Here is a 22,501-nt window from a genome sequence, read left to right as displayed (position 1 = left end):
CGACCGGCGGTCGATCGCTGTCATGAAGCGGAGAAGTCATGATCCGACGCAGAACCCTGCTGGCCGCCACGGGCGGCGCGCTCCTCGGAAGCACCCTCGCGACGGGCACCGCCCGCGCCGACTCGACGATCGCCGTCAACCCCGCGACGACCTACGGCACATGGGAGGGCTGGGGCACCTCCCTGGCCTGGTGGGCGAACGTCTTCGGCGCCCGGGACGACTTCGCCGACATCTTCTTCACGACCAAGTCGGTCTCCTACAACGGCAGCACCCTGCCGGGCCTCGGCCTCAACATCGCCCGCTACAACCTGGGCGCGTGCAGCTGGAACACCGTGGGCGGCGCGTCGATGGTGGCGTCCCCCAACATCCCCGGGTTCAAGCAGATCGAGGGCTACTGGCAGGACTGGAACAACGAGGACCCGACGTCCTCGGCCTGGGACTGGACGGCCGACGCCAACCAGCGCGCGATGCTGCAGAAGGCCGTGTCGCGCGGCGCGACGACGGAGCTGTTCGCCAACTCCCCCATGTGGTGGATGTGCCTGAACCACAACCCGTCCGGCGCCTCGGGCGGCGGCAACAACCTCCAGTCCTGGAACTACCGCCAGCACGCCTCCCACCTCGCGGCGGTGGCCCTGCGCGCGAAGAACAACTGGGGCGTGAACTTCGCGACGGTCGACCCCTTCAACGAGCCGTCCTCGTCCTGGTGGACGGCGACCGGGACGCAGGAGGGCTGCCACATGGACGCGACCGTCCAGGCGGCCGTCCTGCCGTACATGCGCAGCGAGCTGGACTCGCGGGGCCTGACGGCGACGAAGATCTCGGCCTCGGACGAGACGAGTTACGACCTCGCCCGCACCACCTGGAACTCCTTCTCCGCGACGACGAAGGGATACGTGAACCGGGTCAACGTCCACGGCTACCAGGGCTCCGGCGGCCGACGCGACCTGCTGTACACGGACGTCGTGACGACGGCCAGGAAGGCGCTGTGGAACTCCGAGACCGGCGACAAGGACGGCACCGGCCTCACCATGGCGAGCAACCTGCTCTACGACTTCCGCTGGCTGCACCCGACGGCCTGGGTCTACTGGCAGGTCATGGACCCGTCGGCGGGCTGGGCGATGATCCGCTACGACCAGAACACGCTGGCGGCCGGCGCGGTCACCACGAAGTACTACGTGATGGCCCAGTTCAGCCGTCACATCCGGCCCGGCATGACGATCCTCGACACGGGCGTGAGCTACGCGGCGGCGGCCATCGACAAAACAGCGAAGCGCCTGGTGATCGTCGCGGCGAACACGTCGACGTCGCCCCAGACGCTCACCTTCGACCTCTCCCGTTTCACCACGGTGAGCGGCGGGTCGGGCGGACTGGTCCCGCGCTGGAACACGGTGACCAGCGGCTCCGGCGACCTCTACGCGTCCCACTCGGACACGCACCTGAGCGGCAAGTCGATCAGCGTGCCGTTCGCGGCGGGCGCGGTCCAGACCCTCCAGGTGGACGGGGTGACGATCTAGCACGGGTTCTCGGCGGCGGGGCGGCGTTGTGGTCGCTGGCCTGCAGGTATCTCTCCTTTGTCGCCGGGCGGCGTTACGGTGTCACCCATGCGCCCCGACACGCCTGCCGAGAACGTCGACCACACCGCCGAAGCGGCACGCCTGGAGCGGACCGCCGGCCTGTATCCCGAGGACGCGGAAGCCCTGCTGCTGCAGGCCGCGGCACATCTGGAACTGGCCGGCGACCGCCCCGCCGCGACGACCCTGTACGACCGCCTCCTGTCCACCTCGGAGGGACCGGAGACCCTGGAGAGCCCGCACCTGATCCGCGCCCTGAAGGCCTCCAACCTGTGGGAGTACGGTCACGAGGCCGAGGCCAGAGCGATCATCGACGGCATCCGCGCCGCCGCCCCCCGCGACCCGGCCCCCTGGGTGATCGTCGCGGAGGCGCTGGAGTCCCACGACGAGCTGGAGGCCGCGCAGAAGACGTTCACCGAGGGCGTCACCCTGCTCCTGGCGGACGTCCCGGAACCCCCGCCGCACTCCTCCCATCCCCTGCTCTTCGGCCGCCACCGCGTACGCCGCATGCTGGGAGCCGCCCACGACGACTGGGACGTGCTGGCCGACACCCTCCACTCCTCCCCCGTCCCCCTGGACGAACTGCACGACCCCAAGCGCGTCTGGTCCCTGGGCTCGGAGAACCCGGCCGAACTGCAGGCGGAGATCTCCCGGCTGCGCGCCGAGCTGGGCACCTACCGTGAGGAGCTGTCCCGCCCGTTCCCGGTGGCGGTCCTGCACTGGCCCAAGGGCGAGTTGGCGGAGCTGGTGGCGGCGTACCCGACTCTGTCGGACGAGTACCCCTCCCACGAGGAACACCTGTCGACGATAGAGGCGTCCCTACGCGAACTCGCCGCCTCCGGCACCGCCAACCTCGGCGTCGTCACAGGAACGGTCCCCTCCTACGAGGCCTTCGCCGCCTCGGAGACCACGTCCCCGGCCGACCCCGACCTCCTCCCCCAGTACGCGACGACCCTGGCAGCCAGGGGCAGGGCAGCGGGCTGGCCCCCGGAGCGAGGCGCGGCATGCTGGTGCGGCTCGGGGGCGGCGTACGAGGGGTGCCACGGAGCGGGTGCTTAAGACCGAGCACCGGCCTTCTCACCGGAGGTGACCGAAGCATGCAGCCGGGGTGTGGACCGCTGACGTTCACCGGGTGCGCCCGCCCGAGAGTCTCACGGGTATGGCCCGCGGCTTCACCTGCGCCACGTCCTCGGCCAGCGCCGGTCACCTCCGGGACCCGGCCGGTGAGGAGATGAAGTTGCGGCCGCCGCGTTGGGGGTTGGGATTCATTGCGGACAACCTGGCTTCGCTGGACGACGACCCATGTCCCGCCATGCCCAATCCCTCATCGATGGAGCACTCAACCCTTCTGTGTCAGCGCCCCCTGTTAAAACTGTTTGTGGCGCAACAAACGATCTAGGGGGACCCGCGTGGCTCAGCCAGGAGATCTGTCGCAACCTGTTCCGGGTGTGTACGAGGAGCTCATCACCGAAGGAATGCGGGAACAGATCGAGCGGCTGAGCGAGGCCGGTTGGAAGCCGATCCACACGGAGGTGAGTGCCGAGTCCTCACCGCATGTTCTGGCGCGCCATATCGGTGAGGCCGTCGAGCGGCGGCTGAGCCAGCTCTCTCATGACAAACGGGTGGCCGCGGCCAACGAGATCATGCGATCACTGGTCAGCAGCATCCCGGATCCGGACGTGGATGCGGCCGGAACGGCCATCGTCGATGGTCCCCGCCAGCTTCTCGCCCTGGCCGAGCAGGAAGCTCCTGGCGTGTACGCCATCAGGCCCCTGACGCCTCTGTCCGAGACGTCACTGATCACCAATGCGCCGGATGATCCGAGTTTGGGTGCGGAGTTGCGGGCAGAGCTCGCCACCGCCGACCGCATCGATCTGCTCTGCGCGTTCGTGAAGTGGTACGGGATAAGGGTTCTCGAGGACTCGCTCCGCGCGGCCAAGGAACGTGGCGTCCCGATCCGGGTCATCACGACCACCTATATCGGTGCCACCGATCGCCACGCTCTGGACCGGTTGGTGCGCGAGTTCGGCGCAGAGGTCAAGGTCAACTACGAAATCAGGTCAACGCGTCTGCATGCCAAGGCCTGGCTGTTTCGTCGCAACACCGGCTTCGATACGGCGTACGTGGGCAGCTCCAATCTGTCCAAGGCTGCCTTGCTCGACGGCTTGGAATGGAACGTACGGCTGTCCTCGGTGGCCACTCCAAGGGTGCTCGACAAGTTCGAGGCGACCTTCGACGCGTACTGGGCGGACGCGGCCTTCGAGGCATACGACCCCGATCACGACGGCGAGCGGCTGGCTCGGGCACTCGACCAGGCGGGCGGCACCGGGCCCACTGGGGAAATCAAGATCAGCCTCTCTGGTCTTGAGGTGCATCCGCTCCCCCATCAGAAGGACATGCTCGAGCGCCTTCGCGTTGAGCGCGACATTCGCGGCCGCCATCGGAATCTGCTCGTTGCAGCGACGGGTACGGGCAAGACCGTCATGGCCGCACTGGACTACCGGAGCATGCGGGACGCACGCGGCGGGCAACTTCCCCGCCTTCTCTTCGTCGCCCACCGCAAGGAGATCCTGAATCAGTCTCTGCGCACCTACCGAGAGGTGCTCGACAACGCCTCCTTCGGCGAGCTCCTTCACCACGGCAAGGAGCCGCGCGACTGGACGCACGTCTTCGCCAGCGTCCAGTCCCTCAACCTCCAACGTCTGGAGGAACTGGACCCCGAGCGATTCGACGTCATCGTCATCGACGAGTTCCATCACGCCACGGCCGAGACGTACCGGCGGGTCATCGAGCACTTCAGGCCGGCCGAGCTCCTGGGCCTCACAGCAACCCCGGAGCGGATGGACGGGCGCAATGTGCAGGACGAGTTCTTCAGCGGACGGATCGCCGCCGAGCTACGGCTCTGGGAGGCGCTGGAGAACGATCTGCTCTGTCCCTTCCACTACTTCGGGCTGCCGGACGGCACGAACCTGACCCGTCTCGACTGGCGTTCAGGCGTCTATGACCGGGATCAGCTCGGCCGCCTCTACACGGGTGACGAGGCGCGGGCGCGCATCGTTATCAAGCAGGTCGAGGCCAAGATCTCGGCCCCCGCAGCGATGCGTGCGTTGGGATTCTGTGTGAACAAGGACCACGCGCACTTCATGGCGGAGTGCTTCCGCCGAGCGGGGTTTCAGGCAGCGGCACTCGACAGTGCCTCCAGGCCCGAGGTGCGCCAGCGGACACTCGACGACCTCAGGGCAGGTCGCATCCAGGTGATCTTCTCCGTTGACCTGTTCAACGAGGGCCTGGACATCCCCGACGTCGACACCCTTCTGCTGCTGCGCCCCACGAACAGCGCGACCGTCTTCCTCCAGCAGCTCGGACGCGGACTGCGGCGAACGCCGAACAAGCCGGTCCTCACCGTGCTCGACTTCATCGGCCAGCATCGAGCCGAGTTCCGCTTCGAAGAGCAGTTCCGGGCTCTGACCAACCTCTCGCGCAACCGTCTGGTCGACAACATCGAGCAGGGTTTCCCCCAGTTGCCGTCGGGCTGCCAGATCATCCTGGAAGGCAAGTCCAAGGACCTCGTCCTCGACAACATTCGGACCCAGCTCAAGGCCACCATCACCACGTTGGCCAAGGAAGTGAGGGACTACAGCACCCCGCGGCTGGCTGACTACCTCCGCGAGAGCAGACGCGATATCCAAGAGCTCTACAAGAGCGACAACTCCTGGACCAAAGTGTTGCGTAGGGCGGGGTTCATCCGCGAAGACGAGCCGCCGGGCGAGGCAGAGCTCCTCAAGCGGGTTCACGCCTTCCTGCATGTCGACGATCCGGACAGGATCCGCGCGTACATGCGTCTGGTCTCCGATGACGCCCCCGACTACAACTCGTTGTCCGTGCAGGACCAGGCATACGCCCGCATGCTGTTCTTCAACTTGTGGGACAACGCAGGCGGGTTCTCCAGCTACCGCCATGGGCTCGAATCGCTGCGCGGCCAACCGTCGCTGCGTGACGAGCTGGAGCAGGTCCTGTCGCACGCCCTGGAAAGGGCTGAACACTTTCCCCTCCCGCTGGATGGTCCGCTGGCTCCCATCCCGCTGAAGATCCACAGCTCCTACAACCGCTCCGAGCTCCTCGCCGCGCTAGGAGTCGCCCGACTGGGCGGACAGATGCCGCGCGCCTTCGGACAGGGAGTGCGGTGGGTGGAGGAATGGCACACGGATGCCCTTCTGATCACGCTGGAGAAGAGCGAGCGCGACTTCTCCCCCACAGTCCGTTACAAGGACTACGCGCTCAGCCCGACCCGATTCCATTGGGAGTCGCAGAGCACCACTCCGGCTGACTCCGCAACGGGCCTGCGTTACCGGCATCACGCCCAGCGAGGCAGTCACGTCCTGCTCTTCCTGCGCCGTTACACGAGCAACAGCATCGGCAAGGCCGAACCGTGGATGCTTCTCGGACCAGCCACCTATGCCGGCCACACCGGCAGCAAGCCCATGGCGATCACCTGGGACCTACAACACGAGCTCCCTGCCGACGTGAGCTCGTACGCATCCATCACGAGCTGACCGACCCGGTCGCAGTTCAGGCAGAGCTTCTGGCCTCTGCCTCAAAGTGCGTCTGCACCCGGTCGAGGAAGTCGTCCGCGTCCCGGCCGTGCCTGTGAAGCCAGTGGAGGAGGTCGGCGATGATGTCGATTGCCGCTTCCTCCGCTCGGGCCAAGCTCAGCCGCCGGGAGCCGACGAGCCCGGCGTCCGGCGTCTCTCCTCCCTCGTAGACGTGCACCAAACGTTCGGCTCTCCTCATGCGTGGATCGTCGTACGTCGAGGGCGACGGGCCCGGCTCCGCCGCCAACTCGCACCAGGTCACTTTCCGATCGGTACGGGGCTCAACACCCCAGCGAACGGCCATGGCGTCGATGAGGGCCATCCCCCGACCGCCTTCGGAGTCAGCTCCCGCCTGGAGCACGACGGGGAGGGCCCGGGTGTCCGGGTCCTCCATCTCGATGCGAAGACAGCCACCGTTCATAGAGACCGAAAGCGTGGTGGGTGTACCCGGTCCCACGTGCGCGATGACGTTGGAAAGCAGCTCGGTGACGCAGAGTTGAGCGTCCTCGACGACTTCAGGAAGCCCCCACAGCCCCAAGTGGAGGCGCATCAGCCGACGGAGCGCCGCTGCCTCCCTCGGCTCCGCTACGAACGCAAGGCTCCACGGCTTCCTCTGCGTGCGCTGGTCGTTGTGCACCACGGCGAGTCCTCCCAACGGGAACCGATCGCTCCATGCGACTGGTCACACACTGAGAGTTGCATTGAAACTCTCAAAATGGAACTCTCATCTTGACCGGGAAGGAGTGCGAACCTCCGCAACGCGCCCCCGCGCACGCCGTCTTGTCTGCACACCCCGACAACCCGCACGATCTACCCGATCCACACGAAGGGCCTTGGCCATGACAGTTGGACCCACCACCCGCAGACGCCAACTCGGGGCCGCCCTACGCCGACTGCGTGAGGCGAGGGGGCTCCCCCTCGAAGAGGCGGGCGCACGCGTGGGAATCTCGAAGGCGACTCTGAGCCGTTACGAGACCAAGGAGGGCGTCGTCAAATGGCCTGCGGTCGATGCCCTGTGCCGCGAGTACGAGGCCTCCGAGGAAGAGCGGCTCGCGTTGGTCGAACTCGCCAAGGGAGCCAAGATCCAGGGTTGGTGGCGATCGCTGGCCGACCCCATCCCTGATTCCATGAACCTCATGCTGACACTCGAGGACGAGGTCGTCCGCGAGGACCATTACGCCTGCATGTACATCCCGGGCCTTCTCCAGACGCGTGCCTATGCCGAAGCCGTACATCGGGCCTCGGAGGTGCAGTGCTCAGAGCAGGAGGTTCAGCACATGGTCGACATCCGCATGAAGCGGCAGGAACTACTGAACCGAGAGGAGCCGCCTCACCTCTGGTGTGTGATCGACGAGGCCGCGCTACGACGCAGAGTGGGCGGCAACGACGTCATGCGGGACCAACTCCACCACCTACTTGCGACATCGCAACGTCCCCACGTAACCGTCCAGGTACTGCCGTTCTCCAAAGGGGCGCACGCAGCAGCCGTCGGCAGTTTCGCCGTCCTCCGAGGCCCGTCCAGGGAGTTGGACGTGGTCTACGTGGACCTGATCGGCGGGGGGCTGTTCATGGAGAAGCCGCAAGAACTGCAGCGCTATAGGTTGGCGTTCGAGTACCTCAGCGCGCAGGCACTCGACCTGGAGTCTTCAGCAGAGATCATTGACCGCATAAGCAAGGAGTCCTGATGACCTCGCTCTCCCCGCCCGAGTGGTTCAAGTCCTCCCATAGTGGCGGCAGTGGAACTGAGTGCGTGGAGTGCATGCGAGGGGAGTCCGGCACCCTTGTTCGCGACTCCAAACAGACGGGCGGTCCGGTCATAGCCGTACAGCCGCACGCTTGGGGTTCCTTCGTAGCCGCGTTGCGATGCGGGACGCTGGAAGATCGCTGACGAGGGTCGGTCTACATGGCACTGGGCACAACCATGGCGACTGATCGGGTACTTGGTTGCGTCGAGATCCACACCTACAGCGCATCGACCGGAGGCCCACTCCGGAGGTGCTTGCGCGCAATTGCAGGGTCAGCGCTCACCGTGCGCAATCGACCGCAATTCCCGAGCGCCACCGGTTCCGCCCACTCATCCTTGATCTTCCGACCACCGCAGATGGAGGGCAAGTGACACTCAGGCTCATCGGCACGACCAGTGATGACGGTGACTGCCCCACGCTGTACGAGATCGAGGGGACGGACGAGATTCTCGTCCAGGGTGAGCGGGAGACCGACCTGGACATCTTGTGCAACTGCGGGACGTCAAGGAGTCGGAGACGTTCGTCCGTGTCCCGCGCAGCCTGCTGACTCGCTACGCGCCCAGGCACGAAGCCCCGGAGCTTCAGCCCTTCGCCTCCGTCTCCGGGCTCTTCCGGGACTTCAGGCACACTGCTTGGCGTCTGGAGACCCGCTGCGGATACCGCCTCGGACCGCAACAGTCCCCAGTGGGCCCGGTTCCTCTCGGGGGAGGACATCTCTCGTGATCCCGACAATGCGTGGCGGGAGAACGTCCGTGTGCAGACCGCTCAGGGCAAGCGGTTCGAGCGTGTGCGGCTGGTCGACGAACCCCCCTCACGGGGACAGGAGTTCCTTCTTGCGAGCGCGCCCGGCAATGTTGCCGCGGGAGAAGACATCCGCAACCTGAGTCGCAGTCGGGCGCACGAGCTTCGGCTGCCCGACTTCGACTTCTGGCTCTTCGACTCGAAGGTGGTCGTACGCTTCGCCTTCGACGACAAGGACGCCACCCTCGGCGTCTACGTCACCGAGGATCCGGTCGAAGTCCTGGCCGCCTGCCAGGCCAGGGACACTGCCTGGCATCACGCCGTACGTGCCGAAGAGTTCGCGAACCGGGTACGTTCCGCCGTGTGAGCACCGACTACCAGACCGCCAGAGAAGCGCTCGGGGCGCGGCTTCGCGAGCTGCGCCCCGAGGCCGGTCTGGAAGGCAAGGACCTGTCGGCCAAGCTGGGTTGTCAGCCGTCCAAGGTCTCCCGTCTGCAGAACGGCAAGCAGACCCCTACCACCGACGACCTGACGGCATGGGCGCAAGCCTGTGGCCGGCCGGACGTGGAAGCCGAGCTGCAAGGCCTGAGGGCCGGACTGGAGATGAAGCAGCGGCACCGCTCCTGGCGGCGGCAGTTGGCCGGCGGCCACCGAGGTCGCCAGGAGATCGCCGTCCGGCAGACCGAGGCCACGAAGACGATCCGCGGACTTGAGGTGACGCGCGTTCCCGGGCTGTTCCAGACGCCGGAGTACGCCCGTGCCATCTTCGACGCCAATGCGCGCTTCCGGGACATCACGCCGACGACGGAGGCCGCCGTCGAGGCTCGGATGCGCCGCCAAGAGGCTCTCTACGACCCCGAGAAGTCGCTCCGGTTCCTCGTATGCGAGGCCGCTCCGTACCACCGCTCCTGTCCTGCGGACGTGATGGCCGAGCAGCTGGACCGGCTGTACAGCCTGGTGGGTCAGCGTCGGATCGAGCTCGGTGTCCTCCCCTTCGGCGCGCAGCTACGCCGTACGGCCCCGCACGCGTTCTGGATCTACGACCGTCGGCTGGTCATCGTCGAGACGATCAGTGAAGAGTTGTGGCTCAACGGCGAGGACGACCGACGCACTCTTCGCCAACGACGAAGTCCTCATGACCGGCCGGATCGCTCTGGCGCCTCACTGAGCTGTACCTCGAGGTCTGGGCCCGGGTGGGTTGCGACGGGCCGACGGGGAGTGTGCGCCGCCGCTGACGGTTCCGGATCATTGGTGTGTGATCGACGCCACGGGAACTGGGGTCTCCGCGCGGAGAGGTTCCTGTGTGAGGTCCAGCGAAGACATCGAAGAGGCCGGGGACGAGGACGGGCGTCGGTTGCGGGCGCGGGTGCGGGGCGGGGAGCGGGCCGCGTTCGGCGAGCTCTATGAGCTGTACGCCGGCGTCGTCTATCAGCATGCCCTGCGGTTGACCGGGGACTGGTCGGTCGCCGAGGAGGTCATGTCGGAGACGTTTCTGGCTGCTTGGCGGGGGCGGGAGGCCGTGGAGGCGGACGGGGGGTCGCTGCGGCCCTGGTTGTTCGGGATCGCCACCAACAAGGCTCGCAACGCCGACCGGAGCCTGCGGCGGCGGCTGGCCTTCCTCGCGCGTCGGGCCGAGGCCGGGGGCGAGGAGGTCGTCGGCGACTTCACCGAGGGGCTCGTCGGGCAAATCGACGACGCGCGGCGGCTCGCCGAGGTACGGCGGGTGCTGGGGCGGTTGCGGCGGCACGAGCGGGAGGTCATCGCGCTGTGCGTGTGGGGCGGGCTCGACTACGCACAGGCCGCCGAGGCGCTCGGGGTGCCGGTGGGGACCGTCCGCTCCAGGTTGTCCCGGGCGCGGAAGCGGCTGCGGGAGTTCGTCGAGCGGGAGGCGCTCACGCGGGGGAAGGAACCCGTCTCGCGTCGCGGAGAGGTGGAGAGTGAGGCCGCGTTCGCGGTCCTGCCCATTCAGGAGGAAGCCCGATGAACTCCCCGGAGGAATTCGACGAACTCACGGAGCTGGCACGGCTGTTGCCGACCGTGCCCGTCGAGCGGGGGCTGCCGCCTGAGCGTCACTCCCACCACAAGGATCTACTGATGCAGCTCATCGATCGCGACGCGTCCGCCGCGGCTCCGTCCCGGACCGGACGCTTCTCCCGGCCCCGCCACTTCTCCCGGCCCGTGCTGCTCGCCGCCTGCGTCGCCGTCGCGGTGGCCGCCACGCTCACCGTCGGACTGGCCGACGGGCCGCAGGAGAAGGGGCACGGTCACAGCGCGGCCGGCACGCCGGGCACCGGCGATCACGGTGGTCGCGGCACCGGCGGTCGCGCCGGGCGCGGTGCCGTCGTCACGCTCGACCGGATCGCCGCCGTCGCGCTGCGCACGAACGTCGTACCGGTGCGGGACGGCCAGTACGTGTACGTGCGCACCCGGGTCGCCGAGAACGAGGCCGACTGGGGGCAGCCGGTGCGGCCCGGCTCCCTGCACGACCGCGAGACCTGGTTCTCGCAGGACCGGAAACCGCTGACCGAGTACGGCATGACCCGCGAGAACGGGGACGACTACCCCATCAGGATCCTGGTGCCGGATGGCTCCGCGGGTGAGGCGGCCGGCATCGACCGGCCCACGTACGCCTGGCTCGCCTCCCTGCCCGCCGATCCGGCCGCGCTGCTGCGGCGGATCTACGCCGAGACGCCCGTCGAGGACGGCGAGAACCACGACCAGGCCGTGTTCGACCGGATCGGCGAGCTGGTCCGGGAGCAGGTCATGCCGTCCGCCACGGCCGCCGCGATCTACCGGGCCACCGCGCGGATTCCCGGGGTGACCGAGGTGGACGACGCGGTGGACGCGGCAGGCCGACACGGCGTCGCCATCGCCCGGGAGGACACGAGGATGGGCCTGCGGACGGAGTGGATCTTCGATCCCGGCACCCTCGAGTACCTCGGTGAGCGGACGGTGCTCAGCCGGGACTCCGCGATGGGCGCGGCGGGGACGGTGTTCGACACACGGGCCGTTCTGGAACGGGCCGTCGTCGACCGGAAGGGCCAGGAGCCGGGCTCCGATCCGGAAACCAAGTCCGGCTCCGCCACCCGCTCCCACTCCGGCTCCGGCTCCGGCTCCGGCTCCGGGACGAGCTAGCGGGTCCGGGATGAGCTAGCGGGTCCGCTTCGCCGCGGCGCGGGCCCGGCCCCCGGGACTGTCCGGGTCCGGGTCCGTTCTCGCCGGGGGTGACGGGGCTCGGGCGTCGGGTGGTGGGACCGGCGCGTTAGCCTCGGGGGCGAGCTTGGTGATCAGTTCGAGGAGGCGGCAGACATGGCGAAGGTTCCCAGTGCGGTGATCGCGGCGGGCGGGCTGGTCGGCGGGTACGGGGTGGCCCGGTGGACGAGGCAGCGGCCGCTGGGCGGGGCCGTGCTCGCCGTCGCGGGGGCCGCGGCCGCGCGGCAGTGGCGGCAGCAGGCCGGCGGGACGGCCGCGGGGGCGCTGAGCGCCGCGTACGTCGCCGCCTTCGCGGCGTCGCATCCGCTCGCGAAGAAGGTGGGCGCGTGGCCGTCGGTGTTCGGGGTGGCGGGGGCCGTGGCCCTGGCCTCGTGGGCGGTCGCCGACCGCCGGGGGTGAGGGGCCGGACCGGCTCTCCACCGGTCCACAGCCCGTCGGCCGACTGGTCCACAGCCCGCAGGAAGGCCGGTCGATCGGCTGCCGGACACCGCCTCCCGAGCCCATGGGCCTCCACGGGGCGACGACGGCTACGGCGGCACGGCTACGGCTACGGCTACGGGGAGTACGGCAACTGCGGGGCGTGCGACGGGTATTGCGGCGCCGGCGCATAGGTCGGACCCGGGAGATGCCCCGGGCCGCCCGGGAAGTGGGTCGCTCCCGGGACGTACGTCGGCACCGGTGCATACGCGGGTACCGGCTCCGGTGCGTGCGGCGGCTCCGGCGTGTACGTCGGCTCGGGGACCCCGCCCCGGCCCAGTGCCGAGCGCATCGTCACGCCGTAGCAGCGCCGCAGCCGTCGTACCTCCCAGACCGACAGGGCCGTCACCGAGACCGGGCCGCCCAGCAGGAAGGCGAGGCCGACGAGCGGCGGGGCGGCCACTTCGGGGCCGTCGGAGTAGCTCAGCGCGAACAGCGCCCACACCGGGAACGGCGAGATCAGCGCGGGCAGCAGATCGTGGACGTCGCCGACCCGGAAGCAGGAGTTGAGCGCGAACACCCCGGCGGCCAGCGTGAACAGCGCCACCACGGCCAGGACGATCGCGCCGATCAGCATCACGATGACGAACACCAGGAACGACGCGAGCCAGGCGAGGTTGCCGGCGGCCCGGATGTCCGCCCACGGGATGATCTCCGCGTGCAGCAGCTTCACGCCCAGCAGGACGCCGCCGCCGCACACGCCCACGCCCAGCGCGATGACGCCGAGCGCGGTGCCGGGGCCGGTGAGCCGTCGGGCGTAGACGCCGCGCAGCGAGGGGCGGGCCATGCCGATGAAGACGCTCAGGGCGATCAGTCCGGCAACCAGGGCGATCCCGCAGCCGACGACGACGTCCAGCACCTTGCCGAGGAGGATGTCCTCGCCGCTCTCGGCCAACGGGTAGGCGAACAGCAGGCCCACCGACGCCGCCACGCCCGCCCAGGTGCGACCGGACTGGAGGCGCTCGACGACCGGGTCCCCGACGCGGTCGGGGCGGGACGCGGCCGCCAGCGCGGCGGCGGCGGCGAGCGGGCTGGGCGCCGAACGCAGCCTGGACGACAGAGTCGAGTGACGGGTGTGCACGGTGACGTCTCCCCCGAGTACGTGACGGTGGTTCACGTGCGCACGTGAACCACGTGCCACGGCGGGACACCTTATCCGAGCCTTACGGCCCGACGATCATGCCCCCGTCGGCCTCGACCGGAACGCCCGCCGGTAACCCTGCGGGCTCGTCCCCACGACCTTGCGGAAGCACTCCCTGAACGTCGTCGGGGAGGCGAAACCGGCCTGGGCGGCGATCCGTTCGACCGGATACGCCGTCGCCTCCAGCAGGTACTGCGCGCGCCGCACCCGCGCCCGGTGCAGCCAGCGCAACGGCGTCGTGCCGGTCTGCTCGCGGAAGCGGCGGTTGAGGGTACGGGTGCTCATGCCCGCCCGTTCGGCGATCCGGTCCGTCGTCAGGTCGTCGCCGCAGTGGTCCTCCAGCCAGGCCAGCAGGGGTTCGAGGGCCGCCCCGGCGGGCGCGGGAGCCAGGTCGTGGACGATGAACTGGGCCTGGCCTCCCTCGCGTTCGAGCGGCATGACCGACATCCGGGCCGCCTGGGCGGCGATCGCCGAACCGTAGTCCTTGCGGATCATGTGCAGACACATGTCCAGGGCCGCCGCCGCACCCGCCGAGGTGAGGAACTGGCCGTGGTCCACGTAGAGGACGTTCGGGTCGACTTCCACCTCGGGGTGGCGCTCGGCCAGTTCCCGCGCCGCGAACCAGTGGGTCGTCGCGCGCAGCCCGTCCAGCAGGCCCGTCGCCGCGAAGAGGAACGCGCCGACGCAGACCGACGCGATACGGGTACCGTTCGCCGCCGCGTCCCGCAACGCCTCCGCCACCGCGGGCGGCAGCTCGTGCGGCGGCTCGGCGACACCGGGCAGGACGATGGTGTCGGCCTCCGCCAGCGCCTCGAGTCCGTACGGCGCCCGCACGGTGAACGCCCCCGCGCTCACCTCCCCGGACGCGGACGGCGAGCAGACCCGCACCCGGTACGCCGGACGCCCGTCGGGCAGCCGTGCCCAGCCGAAGGCGTCGATCGGGGCGGACAGGTCGAAGGGGACGACCCCGTCCAGGGCCAGTACGGCGACGGTGTGCATGGCGAGATCCTAGGCAGCCGACGATTCCCCGCCAAACCAGGCCCACCCCGAGCCAAGCCAGGCCCCACCGGGCCACGCCAAGCCAGGCCGCGCCAAGCCAGGCCGCACCGAGCCGCGCCGCGCCGGGCCGTGAGTCGCCGCGCACGGCCGGAGGCCGGTGGACCCGAGGGTTGCGGCCGCCCGGCGGATCGACCGACGGCGGTGGGACGGCTGGCCGCAGCAGGCGGGGTGTGACGGCCGCAGGCCGCAGCAAGCCCCCCGGGGGACGGCCGGCCGCAGCAGGCGGGGTGGCGGGCTGCCCGGAACCCGGCCCGGCGGCGACCTGGCGGGAATCCGTCGACCCCTGGCACCTCCGCCACTTCTCGATGATCCTGGTGCCGCCTACCGTCGGTCCGTGACCAAGTTCCTCCTCGCCGTCCACGTCCTCGCCGCGATCGTCGCGATCGGGCCCGTGACCGTCGCCGCCAGCATGTTCCCGCCCGCCGCGCGCCGGGCTCTCGCCACCCCGGACGACGTGCGCGCCTCCGAGACCGTGCGGCTGCTGCACCGCATCTGCCGGGTGTACGCCGTCGTCGGCATCGCCGTCCCCGCGTTCGGGTTCGCCACGGCGGGCGCGATGGGGGTGACGGGCGACCCCTGGCTGATCGCGTCGATCGTGCTGACCGTGCTGGCCGCCGGGGTGCTGATCGTTCTCGTCCTGCCCCGGCAGGAGGTGCTCGTCGAGGGACGGGGAGTGCGGGAGACCACCGTCCAACTGGCCATGTCCACGGGGGTGTTCAACCTGCTGTGGGCGACCGTGACGGTTTTGATGATCGTCCGGCCGGGGTCGACGACGGGCGCTTAGCCCGCGGCCCGGTTTTCGTTATCGGGCCCGTCCTCGCCCGTCTCCCGTGCATGCACCTGAACCGATCTCGACAGATCAGCGTCAGCCGCCGGAGCATGCTGAAGGCCGCGGGTGTGGCCGCCGGGGCGACCGCCGTCGGTGTGACCGCCACTCCGTCGGCGTCCGCGGCCGGCTACGCCCACCCCGGGCTCCTGCACACCGGCGCGGACCTGGCCCGTATGGCCGCCAAGGTGAAGGCCGGCTCCGCGCCCCACACGGCCGGATACGCCAGGCTCACCGCGAACCGGCATGCGCAGAGCGGCTGGACGGCCAACCCGCAGGCGACCGTGTACCGGGGCGCGGGCTCGCCCCAGAACTACGCCGCCCTCTACAACGACCTGCACGCCGCGTACCAGAACGGCCTGCGGTTCCACGTCAGCGGCGAGAGGGCGTACGCCGACACCGCCGTCGCGATCCTCAACGCCTGGTCGGCGAAGCTCACTTCGCTCGCGGGCTCCGCCGACCGGTTCCTCGCGGCCGGGCTCTACGGCTACCAGGCCGCCAACGCCGCCGAACTCGTCCGTGACCAGCCCGGCTTCGACCTCGCGCGCTTCCAGAAGATGCTGACGACCGTCTTCTCCCCGCTCAGCGAGAGCTTCCTCACCGGGCACAACGGCGCCGTGGTCACCAACTACTGGCCCAACTGGGACCTCGCCGCCATGGCCTGCGTTCTCGCCACCGGCATCTTCTGCGACGACAGTGCCAAGGTGGATCAGGCCGTCGAGTACTTCAAGAACGGCTCCGGGCTCGGCGCCGTCAGGAAGGCCATCCCGGTCGTGCAGGACGACGGCCTCGCCGAGTGGCTGGAGGCCGGACGCGACCAGGGCCACGCCCTGCTCGGCGTCGGCCTGATGGGCACGTTGTGCGAGATGGCCTGGAACCAGGGCATCGACCTGTACGGCTACGACGACAGCCGCTTCCTCAAGGGCGCCCAGTACGTGGCCAGATGGAGCCTCGGCGGCGACGTGTCCTACACCGCCAACTCCCGCCGGAAGGGTGCGATCGGCGGCTGGTCGGGGACGGAGACCGCGTCCGGCGCGGCGGGCGTCGACCCGGCGATGACCCGGCCGATCTGGGCGATGATCGCCAATCACTACACCAAGCGCCGGGGACTGTCCGCCCCCTACCTCACCCGGATCGCCGCCAAGGCATCGCCCGAGGGCGGCGGCGGGGACTACGGCCCCAACAGCGGCGGCTACGACCAACTCGGCTTCGGCACTCTCGCGTTCACCCGGGACCGGGACCGGGCGGCGGCGGCCCCGGGCGGCGCGGGCGGTTCCCCGGCCGCCTCCGCCGGCGCTTCGGCGGTGGACTCGTCCGCCTCGGCGTCCCCCACGGCTCAGTCGTCCCCGGACGGCCGGACCTCCGCGCACGCCGCAACGGGCCATGGCGACGGCCTCGCCTCCACGGGCGCCACCGACCTCGCCGCCTGGAGCGCCGCCACCGGCATCACCGCCCTGGCCGGCGGGTTGCTGCTGCTGCGCCGCCGTGGACGCGCGCGCAAGACGGCCGAATAGCCCCCGGCGCGCGTCCACCGCGCCGGCACGGCTGTACTTCCGCGGACGCGCTCCGCAGCCACGCCTCCGCGGCCGTGCTTCCGCGGCCGCGGCTCAGGCCGTCGCCCTGCGCGTGCCGTCGGCCGGCTGCGCCGCCTCGCGGGCCTTCGTCGCCGCCGCAGTCAGGGGCTTGGCGATGTCCTCCAGGGAGCGTCGCTCGGCCTTGACCGCGAGGAACGCCGCGACCAGGCCCGCCAGGCACATCAGGGTCGCGCCGATGGAGAAGGCGAGGACCGTGTCGGCGACCTTGCCCGTGTCGGTGAGCTTGGCGAACAGCAGGGGGCCGCTGATGCCGCCGGCAGCGGTGCCGAGGGCGTAGAAGAAGGCGATGGACATCGCGCGGGTCTCCATCGGGAAGACCTCGGACACCGTCAGATAGGCGCTCGACGCGCCCGCCGACGCGAAGAACAGCACCGCGCACCAGCAGGCCGTCATCGTCGTCGCGTTGAGCGAGCCCTGGTCGAACAGCCAGGCCGTGCCGAAGAGCAGCACACCGGACAGCAGATACGTCGAGGAGATCATCACCCGCCGGCCGACCGTGTCGAACAGCTTGCCCAGCAGCAGCGGGCCGCAGAAGTTGCCGATCGCGATGACGGCGAAGTAGTAGCCGGTGTTGCCGCTCGGCACGTCGAAGAACCTGGTGAGGATCGCGCCGAAGCCGAAGGTGATCGCGTTGTAGAGGAACGCCTGCCCGATGAAGAGGGAGAAGCCGAGGATCGAGCGGCGCCGGTAGTCGGAGAACACCGTGCGGGCGATCTCCACGAAGGACACGCTGCGCCGCTGGTGGATGGTGAGCTCGCCCTCCGCCCGCGGCAGCCGCTCGCCCCTGTCCGACTCGATCTTCCGCTCGATCGAACCGACGATCTCCTCGGCCTCCCGGTCCCGGCCGTGGATCAGCAGCCAGCGCGGACTCTCCGGGACGTGCCGCCGTACGAGCAGGATCACCAGGGCGAGGACGGCGCCCAGCGCGAACGTCAGCCGCCAGCCCACGTCCGCCGCGAAGACGTCCGTGTTCAGCGCGACGATCGACAGCAGCGAACCGCCGACCGCGCCCAGCCAGAAGCTGCCGTTGATGATCAGGTCGACGCGGCCCCGGTACTGCGCCGGGATCAGCTCGTCGATCGCCGAGTTGATGGCCGCGTACTCACCGCCGATGCCGAAACCGGTGAGGAACCGGAACAGCAGGAACCACCAGGTGTCGAAGGAGATCGCGGTCAGGGCGGTGGCCGCCAGATACACCGCCAGGGTGATCATGAACAGCTTCTTGCGGCCCCACTTGTCGGTCAGCCGGCCCCAGAACAGGGCACCGGCACAGGCGCCCGCCACGTACAGCGCCGCCGCGATGCCGGTGACCTGACCGGAGGTGATGGGCAGACCGCTGCCCGGCTCGGACAGCCGGGCGGCGATGTTCCCGACGACCGTCACCTCCAGGCCGTCCAGGATCCACACCGTGCCGAGGCCGAAGACGATGGTCCAGTGCCAGCGCGACCACGGCAACCGGTCGAGGCGGGCGGGGATGTCGGTGGTGATCGTGCGGTCTCTCTCGGCCGGCACCGCGGCTTCTGCGCTGGTCATGGGCTCCCTCCTCGGCACGCTCCTCATCGAGCGGAACGCCGGTCGGGTTCCCGCCGCCGACGCCTTTACGCCCCGAGCGAGCGCGCCACGGTGTAGATCAGCAGCCCGGCCAGCGAACCCACCACCGTGCCGTTGATCCGGATGAACTGCAGGTCACGGCCGATGTTCGCCTCGATCTTGCGCGTCGTGTGCTCCGCGTCCCAGCCCGCCACGGTGTCGGTGATCAGCAAGGTGATCTCCTTGCGGTACGTCGTCACGACATGCACGGCCGCGCCCTCCACCCAGCTGTCGACCTTCTCCTGCACCTTGGGCTCGGTGGCCATCCGCGCCCCCAGCGACAGCAGCGAGGCCCGCACCCGCAGCCGCAGCTCGCTGCGCTCGTCCTCCGCGGCCGCCACGATCATGGAGCGGACGGCCGTCCAGACGGACGCGATCAGATCCTGCACCTCGCCCCGGCCCAGCACCTCGCCCTTGAGCCGCTCCACCCGCGCACGCGTGTCCGTGTCGGACTGCAGGTCGGTGGCGAAGTCCCGGAGGAAGCGGTCGAGGGCGCCCCGAGCCGGGTGGGAGGGCATGTCCCGCATCTCCGCGCAGAACCGCAGCAGCTCCTTGTAGACGCGTTCACCGATGCGCTTGTCGACGAACCGGGGCGTCCAGCCGGGCGCGCCGCCCTGCACCGCGTCCATCACCGAGTCGGCGTGCAGCTCCAGCCAGTCGTGCGCCCTGGACACCACCAGATCCACGGCCCGCCGGTGGCCGCCGTCCCCGACGATCCGCTCCAGCAGCTTCCCCATGCCCGGCGCGATCTCCTGCGCGTCGGCGCGCCGGGTGATCGCCTCGCCCACCACCGCCTGGACGTCCGCGTCGCGCAGCACCGTCAGCGCGCCGCGCAGGGCCGTCGCCAGCTCCGCCGTCACCCGGTCCGCGTGCTCCGGCTCGGCCAGCCAGGAACCCAGCCGGGTGCCGATGCCCACCGACCGCAGCCGCTGCCGCACCACGTCCTCGGAGAGGAAGTTCTCCCCGACGAACTCACCCAACGAGACGCCCAGCTGGTCCTTCTTGTTCGGGATGATCGCCGTGTGCGGGATCGGCAGGCCGAGCGGGTGACGGAACAGCGCGGTCACCGCGAACCAGTCGGCGAGCGCACCGACCATGCCCGCCTCCGCCGCCGCCGCCACATAGGACGCCCACGGACCCGCGCCCCGGTGCGTGGCCCACTCGGCGAGGACGTACACCACGGCCACGAACAGCAGCAGCCCCGCCGCGGTGAGCTTCATCCGGCGCACTCCGCGCCGCTTCTCCTCGTCGGCGGCGCTGAACACCGTCATCGCGCGCGCCGCCCCGGCACGGGCCGCCCCGGCGCCCGCCGGTTCCTCCGTACGATCCATCCGCTCCACCCGTTCCGATCGGCCGTGCACCGCCGGCGTCCCGCACGCTGATAATGGTCCCTGCCTGACCGACTCCTGGAACGGAACAAGAGTTCCCGTCGTCTGTCAGACGGGGGAGCTCAACGGTGAACTCCTGCATGAACACGTGCCCCGTCGGTGCACGCACGCATCATCCGGAGCAGCACCGCTCCCCTCACGAGGAGAACCACACCCGCATGACCGCCAAGCATCATGGTTATGCCCTGCTGGCCGCGATCGTCGCCCTCGTCGTGGGCCTGTCCGCCGCCATCTACGCCGGCGTCGCCTCCGGCGACGGCGCCGACTCCGGGCGTCTCCCCGGCGGGAACACGGTCGCCGCGGGCCCCGGCCCGGGCAACGCGGCTCCCGTCTCGACCGGCGTGTGGGTCGGGGCCTGGGGCGCCGCCCCGGCCGGCGGGGAACCGGGCACCGAGACCGACGGCATGGCCGGCCGCACCGTCCGCAACGTCGTGCACACCGGTGCCGGCGGCACCAGCGCGCGGATCACCCTCTCCAACCTCTGCGGCAGCGGACCGCTGACCGTCACCCACGCCACGCTCGCCGTCGCCGCCGCCGACGACAGCGCGGCCGCCGATCCCGCGACCCTGCGCCGGCTCACCTTCGGCGGAACCACCACCGTCGTCGTCCCGGCCGGCGAACAGGCCGTCAGCGACGCCGTCGCCGTCGTCGTCCCGCATGACGCCGACATCCTGATCAGCACCTACTCCCCCACCTCCGCCGGCCCGGTCACCTACCACCCGCGCGCCCGGCAGACCAGCTACGTCGCCGACGGCGAGTCCACCGAGGACGTCACCGGCGCCGCGTTCACCGGCACCAGCGTCTACTGGCGCTACCTGACCGCGCTGGACGTGCTCGGCAACGAGGCCGACGGCACGCTCGTCGCCTTCGGCGACTCCATCACCGACGGCGTCACCTCCACCGCCGGCGAGAACCGCCGCTGGCCCGACGTCCTCGCCGGCCGGCTGCGCACCGCGCTCACCACCGGCGCGTCCACCGCCGGCGACATCCCCCGCTACGGCGTCGTCAACGCCGGCATCAGCGGCAACCGGGTCCTCGTCGACGACCCGCTGCGCGGCGCCAGCGGCCTGCACCGCTTCGACCGGGACGTCCTCGACCGCACGAACGTGAAGGCCGTCGTCGTCGACCTCGGCATCAACGACATCCTGCGCGACCCGAACCCCTCCGGCCCGCAGGCGATCGTGGCCGGCCTGCGCACCCTCGTCGACCGCGCCCACGCGCGCGGCGTCCGGGTCGTCGGCGCCACCCTCATGCCGTTCCGCGGCCACCGCGGCTACACCGACGCCCGCGAGCGCGTCCGGCAGCAGGTCAACGCGGCGATCCGCGCGGGCGGCCTGTTCGACGAGGTCGTCGACTTCGACAGGGCGCTGCGCGACCCCTACGACCCGCGCAGCCTGCGCTCCGAGTACGACTCCGGGGACCATCTGCACCCCAGCGACCTCGGCTACCGGGAGATGGCGCAGACCGTCGACCTGAGCGACCTCACCGGGCCGGCCGCCCGGGCCCGCCTCTGACGACCACCGGCGCCCAGCCGGCGCACCGCGCTCACCGCGCCCCTCCTGCCGCGACGACGACCGCCCGCCACGAAGACCCGCCGCCACGGCCACAGACCGCCCGGGCGGCCGCCTGCCACCGCCACCCGCACCCACGACGACCAGCGGCCACCGGCACCGGCAGCCCCGGCGACCCGCGCCGTCGGCGCGTGGACCCGCCCACTCCTCGCGCTACTCCTCGCGGCGGCGCTCCCGCCGCTCCTCCCGGCGCCCGCGCTCCTCCCCGACACCCTGCCCGAGCCCGAGCCCGTGTCCCCGCAGCAGGTCCTTGTGGCCGTCCAGCATCCGCCGGTGCGCCTCCTGCGCTTCGTCGCGGGACGAGGCCTGCAGCTCGCGCCGCGCCGCCTTGCGGTCCAGCTTCTCCTGCCGCCGGGCGGCCCGCGTCTTCTTGCGCTCCACACCGACCCCGCCCCAGAAAGCGAACCCGGTCACCACCACACGCGGCGCCCCCGGCTCGCCCGCCACCCCGCTTTCCCGCTGGTCGAAACCGCCCATCACACCGATGCCGCGCACGACGACCTCCACCCCCGGCGGCACCGTGATCTGCACCCCGCCCATGACGGCGAAACAGTTGATCTCGACCTCCCCGGCCGAGAAGTCCGCCTCCCGCAGATCGATCTCCCCGCCGCCCCAGAAGGCGACGCAGGTGAACCGCCGCGGCACCGTCCAGCGGCCCTTGCGCTGGAAGCCCGACATCACCGCCACCGCCCACGCCGACGAACCCTCGCCGCCCACGATCCGCCCGGCCCAACTCCCGTCCTCGGACGGCTCCTTGTGCAGGGACACCACAGGCGGCGCAGCCACCCCGGGCACCGGCAGATCACGGGTGACCGGCGCCAACTCCCGGTACGTGCGCGCCGCGTAGGTCTGCTCGAGCCGCTCCTCGAACTCCACCATGTCCAGCCGGCCCTCGGCGACCGCGTCGCGCAACACCTCGGCGACCCGCTCACGATCGGCGTCGGAGGCACGGAGGTCCGAACGGTCCGGGACTGCGTCGTCGGTCATACCGG

General features: G+C 70.4%; 18 protein-coding genes and 1 pseudogene. 13 read left to right on the top strand and 6 right to left on the bottom strand.

Features of this window, described 5'->3' with window-relative positions:
* Positions 1–38 precede the first annotated feature (38 nt).
* From C6376_RS14310 to C6376_RS14300, 3 genes are all read left to right on the top strand, one after another.
* On the top strand, positions 39–1,514 hold the full coding sequence (locus C6376_RS14310) for a glycoside hydrolase (protein ID WP_107443768.1): 1,476 nt from the start codon (positions 39–41) through the stop codon (positions 1,512–1,514).
* An 87-nt stretch (positions 1,515–1,601) separates the two neighbouring features.
* Positions 1,602–2,630: an SEC-C domain-containing protein gene (locus C6376_RS14305; protein ID WP_107443767.1), complete on the top strand. Its 1,029-nt coding sequence runs from the start codon at positions 1,602–1,604 to the stop codon at positions 2,628–2,630.
* Between the two features lie 416 nt (positions 2,631–3,046).
* Entirely contained in the window at positions 3,047–6,124 is a 3,078-nt protein-coding gene (locus C6376_RS14300; RefSeq protein ID WP_107448960.1) for a DUF3427 domain-containing protein, read from the top strand.
* Between the two features lie 16 nt (positions 6,125–6,140).
* On the opposite strand, the gene C6376_RS14295 is transcribed toward C6376_RS14300, so the two are convergent.
* Positions 6,141–6,803: an ATP-binding protein gene (locus C6376_RS14295; RefSeq protein ID WP_254075939.1), complete on the bottom strand. Its 663-nt coding sequence runs from the start codon at positions 6,801–6,803 to the stop codon at positions 6,141–6,143.
* A 199-nt stretch (positions 6,804–7,002) separates the two neighbouring features.
* Between C6376_RS14295 and C6376_RS14290 the strand changes: the two genes are divergently transcribed.
* From C6376_RS14290 to C6376_RS14260, 7 genes and pseudogenes are all read left to right on the top strand, one after another.
* Complete coding sequence (locus tag C6376_RS14290) at positions 7,003–7,848, top strand: helix-turn-helix transcriptional regulator (RefSeq protein ID WP_107443766.1); 846 nt, start codon at positions 7,003–7,005, stop codon at positions 7,846–7,848.
* A complete protein-coding gene (locus tag C6376_RS14285; protein WP_107443765.1) occupies positions 7,848–8,051 on the top strand; it encodes a DUF397 domain-containing protein in 204 nt (67 codons plus the stop codon). Before C6376_RS14290 ends, C6376_RS14285 begins: the two co-directional genes overlap by 1 nt.
* Positions 8,052–8,275: 224 nt before the next feature.
* Positions 8,276–9,016, top strand: a pseudogene (locus C6376_RS14280) (DUF6879 family protein).
* The gene (locus C6376_RS14275) at positions 9,013–10,056 is read left to right on the top strand and encodes a helix-turn-helix transcriptional regulator (RefSeq protein WP_319595072.1); all 1,044 of its coding nucleotides are present in this window, start codon (positions 9,013–9,015) and stop codon (positions 10,054–10,056) included. The pseudogene C6376_RS14280 and the gene C6376_RS14275 overlap by 4 nt, the downstream one beginning before the upstream one ends.
* The gene (locus C6376_RS14270) at positions 10,004–10,633 is read left to right on the top strand and encodes an RNA polymerase sigma factor (RefSeq protein WP_107443764.1); all 630 of its coding nucleotides are present in this window, start codon (positions 10,004–10,006) and stop codon (positions 10,631–10,633) included. Before C6376_RS14275 ends, C6376_RS14270 begins: the two co-directional genes overlap by 53 nt.
* A complete protein-coding gene (locus tag C6376_RS14265) occupies positions 10,630–11,784 on the top strand; it encodes a CU044_5270 family protein (RefSeq protein ID WP_107443763.1) in 1,155 nt (384 codons plus the stop codon). The genes C6376_RS14270 and C6376_RS14265 overlap by 4 nt, the downstream gene beginning before the upstream one ends.
* Positions 11,785–11,958: 174 nt before the next feature.
* Entirely contained in the window at positions 11,959–12,261 is a 303-nt protein-coding gene (locus C6376_RS14260) for a hypothetical protein (RefSeq protein ID WP_107443762.1), read from the top strand.
* A 154-nt stretch (positions 12,262–12,415) separates the two neighbouring features.
* Here the strand turns inward: C6376_RS14260 and C6376_RS14255 are convergent, their stop codons facing one another.
* Both C6376_RS14255 and C6376_RS14250 read right to left on the bottom strand, forming a co-directional pair.
* Positions 12,416–13,456, bottom strand: coding sequence for a hypothetical protein (locus C6376_RS14255; protein WP_107443761.1), 1,041 nt, complete (start codon positions 13,454–13,456; stop codon positions 12,416–12,418).
* A 60-nt stretch (positions 13,457–13,516) separates the two neighbouring features.
* Positions 13,517–14,479: a GlxA family transcriptional regulator gene (locus C6376_RS14250; protein WP_107443760.1), complete on the bottom strand. Its 963-nt coding sequence runs from the start codon at positions 14,477–14,479 to the stop codon at positions 13,517–13,519.
* A 394-nt stretch (positions 14,480–14,873) separates the two neighbouring features.
* Here C6376_RS14250 and C6376_RS14245 point away from each other — a divergent pair, with 394 nt between their 5' ends.
* Both C6376_RS14245 and C6376_RS14240 read left to right on the top strand, forming a co-directional pair.
* Entirely contained in the window at positions 14,874–15,323 is a 450-nt protein-coding gene (locus C6376_RS14245; RefSeq protein ID WP_107443759.1) for a hypothetical protein, read from the top strand.
* A 95-nt stretch (positions 15,324–15,418) separates the two neighbouring features.
* Complete coding sequence (locus C6376_RS14240; RefSeq protein ID WP_107443758.1) at positions 15,419–16,879, top strand: alginate lyase family protein; 1,461 nt, start codon at positions 15,419–15,421, stop codon at positions 16,877–16,879.
* Between the two features lie 93 nt (positions 16,880–16,972).
* Here C6376_RS14240 and C6376_RS14235 read toward each other — a convergent pair whose 3' ends face one another.
* Together C6376_RS14235 and C6376_RS14230 are read right to left on the bottom strand one after the other, a co-directional pair.
* Positions 16,973–18,493: an MFS transporter gene (locus C6376_RS14235; protein ID WP_107443757.1), complete on the bottom strand. Its 1,521-nt coding sequence runs from the start codon at positions 18,491–18,493 to the stop codon at positions 16,973–16,975.
* A gap of 65 nt (positions 18,494–18,558) precedes the next feature.
* Complete coding sequence (locus C6376_RS14230; RefSeq protein WP_254075938.1) at positions 18,559–19,881, bottom strand: DUF445 domain-containing protein; 1,323 nt, start codon at positions 19,879–19,881, stop codon at positions 18,559–18,561.
* Between the two features lie 215 nt (positions 19,882–20,096).
* Between C6376_RS14230 and C6376_RS14225 the strand changes: the two genes are divergently transcribed.
* A complete protein-coding gene (locus C6376_RS14225) occupies positions 20,097–21,452 on the top strand; it encodes an SGNH/GDSL hydrolase family protein (RefSeq protein WP_107448958.1) in 1,356 nt (451 codons plus the stop codon).
* Positions 21,453–21,662: 210 nt separating this feature from the next.
* Here C6376_RS14225 and C6376_RS14220 read toward each other — a convergent pair whose 3' ends face one another.
* Positions 21,663–22,496, bottom strand: a complete 834-nt coding sequence (locus tag C6376_RS14220) for a DUF1707 domain-containing protein (RefSeq protein ID WP_107443755.1) — start codon at positions 22,494–22,496, stop codon at positions 21,663–21,665.
* Positions 22,497–22,501 lie beyond the last annotated feature (5 nt).

It is taken from the genome of Streptomyces sp. P3, assembly GCF_003032475.1.
Taxonomy (GTDB): domain Bacteria; phylum Actinomycetota; class Actinomycetes; order Streptomycetales; family Streptomycetaceae; genus Streptomyces.
Note: the sequence above shows the minus strand (reverse complement) of the source record. Positions and strands in the feature narration are given on the sequence as shown.

What these genes read in the sequence shown, in the direction of transcription:
- C6376_RS14310 (WP_107443768.1), top strand. Translation starts at nt 39, where the DNA reads ATGATCCGACGCAGAACCCTGCTGGCCGCCACGGGCGGCGCGCTCCTC.
- C6376_RS14305 (WP_107443767.1), top strand. Translation starts at nt 1,602, where the DNA reads ATGCGCCCCGACACGCCTGCCGAGAACGTCGACCACACCGCCGAAGCG.
- C6376_RS14300 (WP_107448960.1), top strand. Translation starts at nt 3,047, where the DNA reads ATGCGGGAACAGATCGAGCGGCTGAGCGAGGCCGGTTGGAAGCCGATC.
- C6376_RS14290 (WP_107443766.1), top strand. Translation starts at nt 7,003, where the DNA reads ATGACAGTTGGACCCACCACCCGCAGACGCCAACTCGGGGCCGCCCTA.
- C6376_RS14285 (WP_107443765.1), top strand. Translation starts at nt 7,848, where the DNA reads ATGACCTCGCTCTCCCCGCCCGAGTGGTTCAAGTCCTCCCATAGTGGC.
- C6376_RS14265 (WP_107443763.1), top strand. Translation starts at nt 10,630, where the DNA reads ATGAACTCCCCGGAGGAATTCGACGAACTCACGGAGCTGGCACGGCTG.
- C6376_RS14260 (WP_107443762.1), top strand. Translation starts at nt 11,959, where the DNA reads ATGGCGAAGGTTCCCAGTGCGGTGATCGCGGCGGGCGGGCTGGTCGGC.
- C6376_RS14250 (WP_107443760.1), bottom strand. Translation starts at nt 14,479, where the DNA reads ATGCACACCGTCGCCGTACTGGCCCTGGACGGGGTCGTCCCCTTCGAC.
- C6376_RS14240 (WP_107443758.1), top strand. Translation starts at nt 15,419, where the DNA reads ATGCTGAAGGCCGCGGGTGTGGCCGCCGGGGCGACCGCCGTCGGTGTG.
- C6376_RS14235 (WP_107443757.1), bottom strand. Translation starts at nt 18,493, where the DNA reads ATGACCAGCGCAGAAGCCGCGGTGCCGGCCGAGAGAGACCGCACGATC.
- C6376_RS14230 (WP_254075938.1), bottom strand. Translation starts at nt 19,881, where the DNA reads ATGGATCGTACGGAGGAACCGGCGGGCGCCGGGGCGGCCCGTGCCGGG.
- C6376_RS14225 (WP_107448958.1), top strand. Translation starts at nt 20,097, where the DNA reads ATGACCGCCAAGCATCATGGTTATGCCCTGCTGGCCGCGATCGTCGCC.
- C6376_RS14220 (WP_107443755.1), bottom strand. Translation starts at nt 22,496, where the DNA reads ATGACCGACGACGCAGTCCCGGACCGTTCGGACCTCCGTGCCTCCGAC.